The sequence below is a fragment of the Frankia sp. R82 genome (genome assembly GCF_023716925.1).
In the GTDB taxonomy this organism is placed as follows: domain Bacteria; phylum Actinomycetota; class Actinomycetes; order Frankiales; family Frankiaceae; genus Frankia.
This window is the reverse complement of the sequence record NZ_JAMQQG010000346.1, coordinates 1-10,831: the sequence shown is the minus strand read 5'-3', so window position 1 is coordinate 10,831 and position 10,831 is coordinate 1. Positions and strand designations below refer to the sequence as shown.

At 72.4% G+C, this 10,831-nt stretch carries 9 protein-coding genes and 1 pseudogene; 4 read left to right on the top strand and 6 right to left on the bottom strand.

Features of this window, described 5'->3' with window-relative positions:
- The first annotated feature begins 84 nt into the window (after positions 1–84).
- The 4 genes and pseudogenes from ND747_RS28110 to ND747_RS28095 all read left to right on the top strand — a co-directional run.
- On the top strand, positions 85–474 hold the full coding sequence (locus tag ND747_RS28110) for a hypothetical protein (RefSeq protein ID WP_251737278.1): 390 nt from the start codon (positions 85–87) through the stop codon (positions 472–474).
- Between the two features lie 44 nt (positions 475–518).
- Positions 519–1,058, top strand: a complete 540-nt coding sequence (locus tag ND747_RS28105) for a hypothetical protein (RefSeq protein ID WP_251737277.1) — start codon at positions 519–521, stop codon at positions 1,056–1,058.
- A gap of 235 nt (positions 1,059–1,293) precedes the next feature.
- Positions 1,294–1,557 carry a hypothetical protein gene (locus ND747_RS28100; RefSeq protein ID WP_251737276.1) on the top strand — a complete coding sequence of 88 codons (264 nt, stop codon included), beginning with the start codon at positions 1,294–1,296 and terminating at the stop codon, positions 1,555–1,557.
- Between the two features lie 362 nt (positions 1,558–1,919).
- A pseudogene (locus ND747_RS28095) lies at positions 1,920–2,123 on the top strand (helix-turn-helix domain-containing protein); the annotation flags it as partial.
- Between the two features lie 234 nt (positions 2,124–2,357).
- Here the strand turns inward: ND747_RS28095 and ND747_RS28090 are convergent.
- The 6 genes from ND747_RS28090 to ND747_RS28065 all read right to left on the bottom strand — a co-directional run.
- Positions 2,358–3,842 carry an acyl-CoA carboxylase subunit beta gene (locus ND747_RS28090; protein ID WP_251737275.1) on the bottom strand — a complete coding sequence of 495 codons (1,485 nt, stop codon included), beginning with the start codon at positions 3,840–3,842 and terminating at the stop codon, positions 2,358–2,360.
- Positions 3,843–3,909: 67 nt separating this feature from the next.
- Positions 3,910–4,311, bottom strand: a complete 402-nt coding sequence (locus ND747_RS28085) for a hypothetical protein (protein WP_251737274.1) — start codon at positions 4,309–4,311, stop codon at positions 3,910–3,912.
- A gap of 34 nt (positions 4,312–4,345) precedes the next feature.
- Entirely contained in the window at positions 4,346–4,705 is a 360-nt protein-coding gene (locus ND747_RS28080) for a nuclear transport factor 2 family protein (RefSeq protein WP_251737273.1), read from the bottom strand.
- Between the two features lie 26 nt (positions 4,706–4,731).
- Positions 4,732–5,958, bottom strand: coding sequence for a cytochrome P450 (locus ND747_RS28075; protein ID WP_251737272.1), 1,227 nt, complete (start codon positions 5,956–5,958; stop codon positions 4,732–4,734).
- Positions 5,955–9,806 (bottom strand): type I polyketide synthase, encoded by a 3,852-nt coding sequence (locus ND747_RS28070; RefSeq protein ID WP_251737271.1) that lies wholly within the window; start codon positions 9,804–9,806, stop codon positions 5,955–5,957. The genes ND747_RS28075 and ND747_RS28070 overlap by 4 nt, the downstream gene beginning before the upstream one ends.
- Positions 9,803–10,831: beta-ketoacyl reductase (locus ND747_RS28065; protein WP_251737270.1), on the bottom strand; the 1,029-nt coding region annotated here is incomplete at its 5' end. The genes ND747_RS28065 and ND747_RS28070, both read right to left, overlap by 4 nt.

Below are 10,831 nucleotides of genomic sequence, written 5' to 3'. Positions count from 1 at the left end.
CCGCGCCGATCTCCTCAAGACCGCCAGCCGCCTCGACCTCGCCGCATAACCGACGAACTTGCGCCGATCACCACTAGGTGGAGTTTGGCCCGCGAACTGGAGACGATCGACCTCGACCGGCTGATTCTCGCCGTACCAATGATCACCACTCCGTTGCCGGCCGTCGAGGAAGACGCACGTAGTTTTCGTTCGCCTTCCACCGGCCCGCTCCGCGAGGATCTCGACGAGCAGAACGTGATCGTCTACACGACCTACGACGTGGAGGAGGGAGTCTCTTGCGGGATGGTTCCCTACTCCCACAACCCCGACGGCACCTACACCTTCGGTCTCGACGACGACCCGACACAGATCGTGACCATCAAGATCAGTCCGTCGCGCACCTTTCCCAGGATGGCGCTGCTCCGAGAGATCCTCGATGACAGTCTCGGTCTACGCCGGGCCGACGCGTCGGGCGCGGACACCGATGCGAGCTGAGCCCTCTGGGATGGCCTGGCCACGTCGACAGGAGGGATGGGGGGATGAACGAGGACACGTGGGCGCTGGTCCTCGACGTCGTGGGCCGCGTCCAACGCGCCATCGGCCTCGACCAGGCGCCCGCGATCGTGGTGCTCGATGGCGACCGGCGCCAGATCCTCGCCGACTACGACTATCAGCACGACGACACCGCCAGACTGGCCTTCGAGACCAGGGCCGCGGAGCACGCCCGCAACCTGCATCTGCACCGGTTCGCGTTCGCCGTCCCACGGGTGATCACCCCGTCGGAACCTGGCGTCATCAGCTCCCGCGCCGTGTCCCACTACTCCCTGCGTCCCGGCGAGCAGGAAGCGATCCTCTGGTCCGCCTACGACACCGCCGACGGCCTGGACCTCGGCCTCACCCACTACGCACGGCGGCCCGCCGGCCAGCCCGTGTTCGACAGCCCGACCATCTTCGATCGTCCGATGGCCGCCCAGGACCACATGCCGGGCATACGCCTACTTCACCTGCTCACCGCCACCGACCCCAGCCCGACATTCCCGCCCGAGCCGGGGCCGCCTCCCGAAAGTAACCTGCCATGATCACTGCCCTGGTGTTGCCGGCGGACCCGCTGCTGCCGGTCCGCCCGGTCCCCTGCGACGAAACCAGCCAGCGCGCCGCCCACGCCCTCGTCGGCGGCCCAACCGAACAGATCGCGTTCATCCGACCCGACGCAACACTCCACGTCCACGCGGACGGTGAGGCCCACGGCCTGCCGCGCAACGACCGCGCCACCCTGCTCGTCTGGATCCACGCCCCGATCGCCGGGGCTACGACGTGGTCGCCGGCGACGCCTACCTCGCTGGCCCGGCCCGCCATGGCGTCGACACCAACACGCCCGTCGAATTCGTCGCGGTGCTGACCGGCGCCGCCCCCGTGCTGGCGCAGACTCGGTCCCGCCGCCAACCGACATGGGCGTCGGCCGCGGAGACCGTGAACACGGCCTACGGGGAGCCGTTCGACACCTACGCCACCGCCCTGCTCGCCCTGGAGCAGCCGGACACTCTCGAGGTCCGAGTCATTCCCGTCGGCGAGGCCTGAACTCCCGCAGACAACGATCTGCTCCGCACGTCCCGCGTCAGTCCGGGACCACACGGTCCGCATTAGATCGCAGCGCGCCGTCAGCAACGCCCCACAGATCGGCCTGCGCGTCAGCCGGCACGTCCACGCACCGGCCTGATTCGCACCCGCGGCCGAGCGCGCGTATTTGCCGCGTCGGATCCTCCGCGCCGTCTGTCTCTGACCCCTGCGAAGAGCAGGACGGTCAGCACGTAACCGCGCGGAGGACCGGACCGCCTATGGAGGTCGTCAAGCCTCCTTGAGGCATGTCCTGCGCAGCCGACCCCCATTTTCCAGCCTCTTTCACCGTTCGCCTCCATTCCCATTTAGTCCAAGGAGGACTCATGTCCATCGACAGCCGCGCATATGCCCAAGAGGTCGGCATCCGACTGCGAGCTATCCGGGTCCAGCAGGGACTTTCCCTTCAGCAAGTGGAAACACGCTCCGCTGGCCGCTGGAGGACGGCTGCGCTCGGAAGCTACGAGCGTGCCGACCGTATGATCACGCCTCAGCAACTGGCCGGCCTGGCGGAGTTCTACGGGGTTCCCAGATGAGCGGTGATCCGCACATCCTGTCCAGGCGATGTGCAGCCTGTGGATGACAATGCTGCATGGCCTGTGAGCTGCGGCGATGTCGCCCGTCAGCGGTGAGGGCCCCGATGAGTCCCCAGACAAGTCGGGTCCTGCAGCAGCCGCCGCTGGACCCGGCACGAGTTGGAGGGGCAGATGCTGCCGTCCGAGCGCTGGCGCCGGCGCGGTCCGACGTGTGAGGCGGGATGATGGTCACAGGGGAATGTTTCCGTGGCTTCCTCGGCGGCTGGGCGCCCCCGCGAGAGCGCGGACAATCTCCTGTCGGGTATCGATCGGTTCAATCACCTTGTCGATGACGCCGAGGGAGACGCCCCGCGGCAACCCCCCCGTCATGCGGACGTGGTCCTCGACGAACTGGGCCCGCAGAATTTCCCGCTCCCCGTCCGTCGCGGTGGCGAGAGCCCGGCGGTGAAGAATTCCCACGGCGGCTTCGGCGCCCATAACGGCGACCTCCGCCTGTGGCCAGGCAAGGACGCTCGTCGCCCCCAACGCGCGGGAGTTCATCGCGATGTAGGCGCCGCCATACGACTTCCGCAGCACCACCGTCACCCGCGGCACGACCGCTTCGGAAAAGGCATACAGCAGCTTGGCGCCCCGCCGCACGACTCCGCCCCATTCCTGGCTCACGCCCGGCAGATAACCGGGAACGTCCACAAGGACAATCAGCGGTATACCGAACGAGTCGCACGTCCGTACGAAACGAGCCGCCTTCTCGGCGGCCAGCGAGTCGAGACAACCGCCCTTGCGTATCGGGTTGTTGGCGATCACACCCACCGTTCGGCCGCCCAGCCGACCGAGCGCCACGACGACGTTCGGCGCCCACCGCGGCTGGAGCTCCTCGTAGTCCTCGTACCCACTCTCGATCGGTCCGGCTGTTCGGGGTGCCGGGACGAGCCCGTCTGGACGATCGAGGATGGTCCGCACAACTGGACGGATGTCGTACGCCCGCCGGGGACGGTCTGGCAGCAGGGACCCGGGGTCGCGCCGGTCGCCCGTGGCCGCGGCGAGGTCGAACGCGCGCTGGCCGGCGAGCAGCGTCGTGAGTCTGCGTGCCCGCACGTACGCGTCCGCCTCGGACTCGGCGACGACGTGCACCACACCGGAGCGGCGGCCGTGCGCGTCCGCCCCGCCCAGACCGTCCATGTCGATCTGTTCACCGGTCACCTGGCGGACGACGTCGGGTCCGGTGACGAACACCCGGCCCCGCGGGGCCATCACGATCACGTCGGTGAGCGCCGGCCCGTAAGCCGCACCGCCGGCGGCCGGCCCGAGCACCACGGAGACCTGCGGCACCCGGCCGGAGGCGGCGATCATTGCGGCGAACATCACGCCGATGCCGTCCAGGGCTTCGACGCCGTCACCCAGGTTCGCGCCGCTGGAATGCCACAGCCCGACAACCGGTATGTCGTCGGCCACGGCGCGGTCGATGGTCTCGGCGATCAGCCGCGCGCCCGCGGCGCCCAGCGCCCCGCCCAGCGACCTGCCATCGGTGCAGTAGGCGAGGACGGCGAGCCCGTTGACCTGGCCGCGCGCGACGGCCACCCGGCTTTCGGGAAGGCGGGAGACGGGGCTCACGGTCCCCGGGTCGAGCAGCTGGGCCAGCCGTTCCCACGGGTCGCCCGGTGCCCGGCGTTGTCCGACTATCGTGACGGCCGCTGACGTGGCCGGCTCCGTCATCGGGGGACCGCTCCGGTCATGAGGATTCCCTCGCCCTTTCTTCTGGTCCGGGGTGGGCGTAGTCGCGTCATGAGGTCGGGCTGGCGAAGAAGACGACCTTTGCCTCCGCCAGCTTGCCCAGGTCCACCGGGCGCCACTGACGGAAGCCGTGCCGGCCTGTCAGCTCCCCGCTGATCCCCACTGCCGGACAGTACAACCACCTGCCATCGCTGAGGTTGGGGAACTCCGCCCAGGCCTCCACATGCACGTCCCCCTGTTCGAACGACATGGTCTCGGTGAGATGTGCCATGAGCATCCCGTCGGACGCACGCGTCGTGATCACTTTGTAGACGCCCTCGACGGTCCCCACCGGGCCGCTTCCGGGGTCGACGAGGTCGGCCTTGTACCAGCCGCTCTGGCCCGGTTGTGGGTTGTCGAAGTCGATATCGGCGCCAAACGAGGTGAGGATCTCCTGCAGGTTCTCGTACAAGGCGTGCCTCCGTCTCGGGATGGGATCCGGTTTCTCAGGCCTTACGGAAGACGTCCTTGCGGAGGATCTTTCCGTCACTCAGGGTGAAGACATCGATCCCTCGGTCGAGCACCACGCCGGCAGCCGACTCGCAACGAAACTCAAGAAATTCCTGGTCCGCCACGACTATCCGCTCTCCGTAGATCATCCGAGCGCCGTCCGCGTCGAGCAGGTCACGCTTTCCGACGATTTCCTTGAGAAACGCGGGGATCTCGTCCCGTGTGTAGGTGCGGCCAGGCTCCGGGCCGGACGCGACGATCCACACGCCGTCCGGGGCGAAGCAGTCGGCGGCGGCGCCGAGGTCGTCGGCGTCGCAGGCGGCGAAGAACGCGGCGACGGGGCTTGTCTCGGTCATGGGCTTCCCTTCCAGCGGGTGAACGGTCATCCGAAGCGGACCGGCAGTGATTCGAGGCCGCGGAACTGCAGGCTGTGGCGCCAGACGACCTCGTGCTCGGGCACGGCCAGCCGCCAGTCCGGGTGACGGGCGAGCAGGGCCTGCAGGACGATCCGGCCCTCGAGCCGCGCCAGCGGCGCGCCGAGGCAGTGGTGGATGCCATGGCCGAAGGCGAGGTGGCCGCTCTCCCTGGCGGGCCGCACGATGTCCGCGTCGGCGAACCGGGCCGCGTCCCGGTTCGCCGCGCACAGCGAGATGAAGACGATTTCGCCTGCCGGGATGACGGTCCCGGCCACCTCGATCGCCTCCTGGGTGAACCGGATGGTGCTGAGGTTGAGCGGGCTCTCGTAGCGCAGAGTCTCCTCGACGAACGCGGGCACGCGGCTGGGCTCGGCGGCCAGGCCGGCGCGCAGAGCGGGGTGCTGGTGCAGGAGCAGCACGGAGCTGCTGAGCATCGCGGCGGTGGTCTCGTAGCCCGCGTTCATTATGAGGAAGACGGTGGACAGCAGCTCGGTGGTGGACAGCCCGCCAGCCTCGTCGTCGGCGGCCAGGAGGGCGCTGATCAGGTCGTCGGCCGGCTCGGCGCGCCGGCGTTCGATGAGCTCGCGGACGTAGCCGTACGCGTCGGCGATGACCTTCTGCTTGTCGGTCAGCGAGCTCCCGACGCTGCCCAGCCGCGCGCTCCACTCGCGGAAGTCCCCGAAGGCGTCCTCCGGGATGCCGAGCAGCGCGCCGATGACGGCCATCGGGACCGGCAGCGCGACCTGCTCCACGAAGTCGACCACCTCCCCGGGGGTGATCTGGGCCAGCGCCTCGTCGGTGTACCGCTCGATGTCCGGAACGAGGCCCTGCACGCGGCGGGCGGTGAATGCCCCGCCGACGAGCCGGCGCAGCCGGGTGTGGTCGGGCGGGTCGCTGAACAGCATGCTCGGCGGGTTCTCGGTGACCTGCTCGTTCGACTCGACCGCATGGGCCCGGATCACCCCCGCGATCCGCCCGGCGTCCTTGGACAGCCGCGGGTCCGCCAGCAGCCTGCGCGCGTCGTCGTACCGGGTGACGAGCCAGGCGTGCACGGCCGTGGAGAAGGTCTTCAACGGGACGCGGGCAACGCTGCCGTCCGCGCGGAGCCTGGCGAACTCGGGATAGGGCTGCTGCGCAAACTCGCGGGTCAGCATGTCCGCGGGGAATCTGGTGCCGGGTCGCGACGTGCTCATGGGTGCCGCCCTGTCGGTGTGCTGGTCAGTGTGATCGAGGAATGCATGCAGCTGGCGAGGGCGACGGCCGTGGAGGCCGCGTCCTCGCGCAGGACACTCAGGTGATCGCCGGGAACCGTCCGCCACGAGACCACACCCCACTGGGGCTCCCGCTCGCCCGGGTCGGCCGCCGCGCGCAGGTGCACGACCGGCACGGGCAGCGGCGCCGGGCGCCAGTCGGCGGCCAGGGACAGGTAGCGGCCCATCGCCCGCAGCTCCCCGTCGGACACGAGGTCGGCGACGGTCGGATCGGCGGCCATCCTTCGGAACAGCTCCCGCATGGTCGTCGCGGCCCAGCTGCCGTCGGTCGGGTGGACGTCGAGCAGGACCACGGCGGCCAGCGCGGCTCCCCGCTCGAGGAGGGCCGGGGCCGCCGCGTGGGCCAGCCATCCCCCGGACGAATAGCCGAGGAGCACGAAGGGACGGTCGCCGACGTGTTTGAGCATGGCGTCGACCTGCCCGGCGACGGCCGCCCGCCAGGTGCTCGGTGGCGTCTCGCCCGGCCGGTAGCCCGTGAGCCAGGCGACTGAGGCGGGCTGGTCCAGCGCGCCGAGCAGCCGCGCGAACTGATAGGGGCTGGAGGGCGCGACCATGCTGGGGAGGCAGACCAACAGCGGCCCGTCGCCCTCGGCGAACACCAGGGGCGGCCTGGGTCTCGCAGCCGTCGCCGCAGCAGCGGCCACGCCCGCCGCGTCTCCCACGCCCGCCGCGTCGGCCGCGTCGGCCAGGAGCACGAGCCCGGCGCGGACGTCGCCGGTGGCGCAGGCCCTGGCGAACGCCGAGCGCAGCTCGCCGTCCGGGGTGCGGTCCTCGCCGCGGACGAGACTGGCGGCGAGCTCGTGCGGGGTGCCGGCGGTCAGCAGGTCAGCCGTGCTGAGCCGCAGGCCGCTCGCCGCGGCCAGCCGCTCGCGCAGCTCGGCCGCGCTCAGTGACGTCAGTCCCAGCTCGGCGAGGGTGCGGTGCGGATCGACGCTGCCGGCGGGATGGCCGAGGACCGAGGCGACGTGCCCGAGCACGAGGTCGAGGACCGAGCCCCGCTGGCCCGGACCGCCAGCCGCGATCGACTCCTCCGCCACCGGGCCGTCCCCGGACTGCTCGGGCGGGCTGGCCGCGCGCCGAATACTCGGCCAGAACCTGGTGTGCTGGAATGGGTAGGTCGGCAGGTCGACCGGCGCCGCCCGGGCTCCGGCGAACACGGCGGCCCGCTCCAGGTCACCGCGTACCAGCAGGGCGCCGAGCGCGGCGCAGAACGCGTCCGGGTCGTCGAGATCCGGGCGCAGGGTGGGAATTGCCGAGACGACGGACGGGTCGGCAAGGCACTCGGTGACCGCGGCGGTGAGCGCAGGGGTCGGGCCGACCTCGAGGATCGTGGTCGAGCCGCGCCGCTCCAGGGCGCGGACGGCGTCCAGGAAGCGCACCGGCCGGCGGGCCTGGGTCGTCCAGTAGTCAGGGGAGGCGAGGACGGAGCCGGTCAGCGGCTGACCGGTGGCCGTCGACACGACGGGGATGCGCGGGGCTGCGAACCGCACGCCCGAGACGACGGCGGCAAGCTCCGCCAGGGCGGGCTCGACCAGCCTCGAGTGGAAGGCGTGGCTGACGACCAGCCGTCGGCATCGGGTGCCCCCGGCGGCCAGCAGCCGGGCGGCGTGCTCGATGGCGGCCGACCGGCCGGCGAGCACGACCGAGTGCGGACCGTTGACGGCGGCCAGGTCGAGGTCACCACCCAGCAGCGGCTCGACCTGCGCCTCGCTCGCCGCCACGGCGAGCATCGCGCCACCGGGGGGCAGCGCGGACATCGCCCGGCCCCTCGCGCACACGACCCGGGCGGCCTCTCGCAGCGGCAGCGCACCGGCCACGTGGACCGCGGCCAGCTCGCCCACCGAGTGGCCCGCGACGGCGGCCGGAGCCAGGCCGAAGGACTCCAGCAGGCCGAACAGCGCCACCTCGACCGCGAACAGCGCGGGCTGCGCCATCGCCGTGTCGTCAAGCCCCTCGCCGTTGGCGATGACGTCGCGCAGCGGGCGGTCCAGCAGCGGGTCGAGCGCCGCGCACACCTCGGCGAACCGTTCCGCGAAGGTCGGGAAGTGGTCGGCGAGGGTCAGGCCCATGGCAACCCGTTGCGCTCCCTGCCCGGTGAACACCACGGCCAGGTCACCGTCACCCGCGACTCCCACCGTGGCGCCGGTCGGCGCACCGCCCGTGGCGAGGTCGTCCAGCCCGGCCAGCAGCCCGGCACGGTCCGCGGCGGTGATGGCCGCGCGGTGGCGCAGCGCGGCACGGCCCGTCGCCAGCGCCAGCCCGAGCCGAGCCGGGGTGATCGCCGGGTCCGCGCGCACGAGCGCGGCCAGCCGTTCGGCCTGCTCGCGCAACGCAGCCGGTGACCTCGCGGACAGCAGGCACGGCGACCTGAGCAGCGGTGCCAACTCGGCCTCGGGGGTGGCCGCCGGCGGCGCCTCCTCCACGATGACGTGCGCGTTCGTGCCACTGATGCCGAACGCGGACACACCAGCCCGGCGGGGGCGGTCGCCCGCTGGCCACGGCTGGGACTCGGTCAGCAGCCGCACGGGCGTGCTGTCCCACGCGACGGCGGCCGTGGGCGGGACGGCGTGCAGCGTGCGGGGCAGCCGGCCGTGGCGCAGCGCCAGCACCAGCTTGAGCAGCCCGGCGAGCCCGGCGGCGGCCTGGGTGTGGCCGAGGTTCGACTTGACGGAGCCGAGCCACAGCGGCCTGCCCCGCGCCCGGCCGTGGACGGCGAGGATCGCGGCCGCCTCGATGGGATCTCCCAGGCGGGTGCCAGTGCCGTGGGCCTCGATGGCGTCCAGGTCCGCGGGCTCAAGTCCTGCGTCGGCCAGCGCCCGGCGCAGGACGCGTTCCTGCGCCGGGCCGTTCGGCGCGGTGAGCCCGTTGGAGGCGCCGTCGGAGTTGACCGCGGCGCCCCGCAGCACGGCCAGGACAGAGTGGCCGTACGCGCGGGCGTCCCGCAGCCGTTCCAGCACGACGAACGCGCCGCCCTCGCCCCAGCCGACCCCGTCCGCGGCTTCCCCGAAGGCCTTGCACCTGCCGTCGGAGGCAAGGCCGCGCTGGCGGGCGAACTCGGTGAACGCGGCCGGGGTGGACATGACGGTGGCCGCGCCCACGAGCGCCAGCGGGACCTCCCGCGCGCGCAGCGCGCGCATCGCGTGGTGCACCGCGACCAGGGCGGAGGAACACGCGGTGTCCACGGTGACCGAGGGCCCGGTGAGGCCGAGGGTGTAGGAGACCCGGCCGGAGGCGACGCTGGCCGCGTTTCCGGTGAGCAGGAAGCCGGCCGCCTCCGACGGCTCCGCGGCGAACAGCAGCGGGTAGTCCTGGCCGTTCATCCCGACGTAGACACCGGTCTCGGTGCCGCGCAGGCTGTCGGGATCCGTTCCCGCCTGCTCCAGCGCGGTCCACGCCAGCTCCAGCAGCAGCCGCTGCTGCGGATCCATCGCCAGGGCCTCCCGCGGGGAGATGCCGAAGAAGTCCGCGTCGAAGCCGGCGGCGCCGGGCAGGAAGCCACCCGCCTCGGCCTGGCTCGGCTCCGCGTCGTTCCCGCCCGAGGGCCAGCCGCGGTCGTCCGGGAAGGGGCCGATCGCGTCGTGGCCCTGGTCGAGCAGCTCCCAGAGCCGCTCCGGGCTGTCCGAGCCACCAGGGAACCGGCAGGACATTCCGATGACGGCGATCGGTTCGGCGGCGGCGTCTCGAATGCCGGCCAGCTCGCGCCGCAGCCGTTCGACCTCGCGCAGCGCCTGCCGCAGCGCCTCGACGTACTGAGCGGTGTCCGGGCTCATCGCTCCCCCACGGCGTTCGCCGCCCACCGCAGCAAGTCCTCGCCGGACAGCGCGTCGAGCTCCTCGGCAGCGGGTGGCGTGCCCCGCGCGGGCGCCGTGTCCCGCGCACCGGTCAGGGCGAGCAGCGGCTCGAGCAGCCCGGCCTGGCGCAGCCGGTCCAGCGGCAGGGAGGCCAACAGGTCCCGGACCCGCGCGTCTTCGGTGCCGGCCGGCCCGGCCAGCCCGGCGAGCAGGTGCGCGGCGAGCAGGGCGGAGGTCGGATGGTCGAAAATCACCCCCGCGTCCAGGTCGATCCCGGTCGCGGCGCTCAGCCGGTTGCGCAGCTCCACCGACGTCAGCGAGTCGAACCCGAGGTCGTGGAACGACACGCGGGCGGGGACGGCACTGCCCGCCGGGTGGCCGAGCACGCGCGCGGCGGTGGTGCGGACCAGGTCCGCCACGGCCCGCTCGCGGCCGCGCGCGTCAAGGCCGGTGAGGTCGAGGGCCGGTTTGTGCTCGGGGCGTCCGCGGGCCAGGCCGCGCAGGAGATCCGGGGCTGAAGCCTGGTCGAGGTCGGCCGCGGGGCGCAGATCGGCGGCCACCACCACCGGGTCGGCGCAGGCAAGCGCGGCGTCGAACAGCGCGAGCCCGGCGGTGAGGGCGAGCGGCGCCAGCCCGGCCGACGCCAGCCGGGCCAGGCCGGGGGCGTCCAGCGCCTCGGTCATGCCGGCGCCCGCCCAGGGGCCCCAGGCGACCGAGGTCGCGGGCAGCCCCAGGGCCGCTCGCCGCTCAGCGAGAGCGTCCAGCGCGCTGTTGGCGCAGGCGTAGGCGGCCTGACCGGCGCCACCGAGCAGGCCGGAGACCGAGGAGAACAGCAGGAAGAAGGCCAGGTCCGCGGACCTGGTCAGCTCGTCAAGCACCTCGGCGCCTGTCACCTTGGCATGGCGGGCGACGGCGAGACGCTCCGGGGACAGACCGGCCAGCACCCCGTCGGCGAGCGCCCCCGCCGCGTGTACCACGCCACGCAGGCGCTGGCCCGCCAGCGC